Source organism: Vibrio sp. 10N.286.52.C3, assembly GCF_041468865.1.
GTDB classification, from domain to species: Bacteria; Pseudomonadota; Gammaproteobacteria; order Enterobacterales; family Vibrionaceae; genus Vibrio; species Vibrio crassostreae_C.
On sequence record NZ_JBFRJM010000110.1, the window covers coordinates 1 to 965 of the forward strand.

Consider the following 965-nt stretch of genomic DNA (forward strand, 5'->3'; position numbering starts at 1 on the left):
AAGATTTTAGCTACAACACCAGCACCAACTGTACGGCCACCTTCGCGGATTGCGAAACGTAGACCTTCGTCCATTGCGATTGGAGCGATTAGCTCAACAGTCATTTGAACGTTGTCACCTGGCATTACCATTTCTACGCCTTCTGGTAGAGTGATGTCGCCTGTTACGTCAGTTGTACGGAAGTAGAACTGTGGACGGTAACCTTTGAAGAAAGGAGTGTGACGGCCGCCTTCGTCTTTAGAAAGTACGTATACTTCAGACTCAAACTTAGTGTGTGGGTTGATAGAACCTTTCGCAGAAAGTACTTGACCACGTTCAACGTCATCACGCTTAGTACCACGTAGAAGTGCACCAACGTTCTCACCTGCACGACCTTCGTCAAGCAGTTTACGGAACATTTCAACACCAGTACAAGTAGTAAGAGTAGTCTCTTTGATACCAACGATTTCTACTTCGTCACCTACACGTAGGATACCGCGCTCGATACGACCAGTTACAACAGTACCACGACCTTGAATTGAGAATACATCTTCAATTGGTAGTAGGAACGGTTGGTCAACTGCACGCTCTGGCTCAGGAATGTAAGAATCTAGTGCTTCTGCAAGCTCAACGATCTTGTCTTCCCACTGCTTCTCGCCGTTTAGTGCGCCAAGTGCAGAACCTTGGATAACTGGTAGGTCATCACCTGGGAAGTCGTATTCAGAAAGAAGTTCACGAACTTCCATCTCAACTAGCTCAAGTAGCTCTTCGTCATCTACCATGTCACATTTGTTCATGAATACGATGATGTAAGGGATACCAACTTGACGACCAAGTAGGATGTGCTCACGAGTTTGAGGCATAGGGCCGTCAGTCGCAGCAACAACTAGGATACCGCCGTCCATTTGTGCAGCACCAGTGATCATGTTTTTAACATAATCCGCGTGTCCTGGACAGTCTACGTGTGCGTAGTGACGTGCTGGAGT

1 protein-coding gene is annotated in these 965 nt (G+C 47.2%); it reads right to left on the bottom strand.

From position 1 onward, the window contains the following. A partial coding sequence (tuf, locus tag AB4138_RS23500; RefSeq protein ID WP_055320245.1) for an elongation factor Tu occupies positions 1 to 965 on the bottom strand: 965 nt, incomplete at both ends.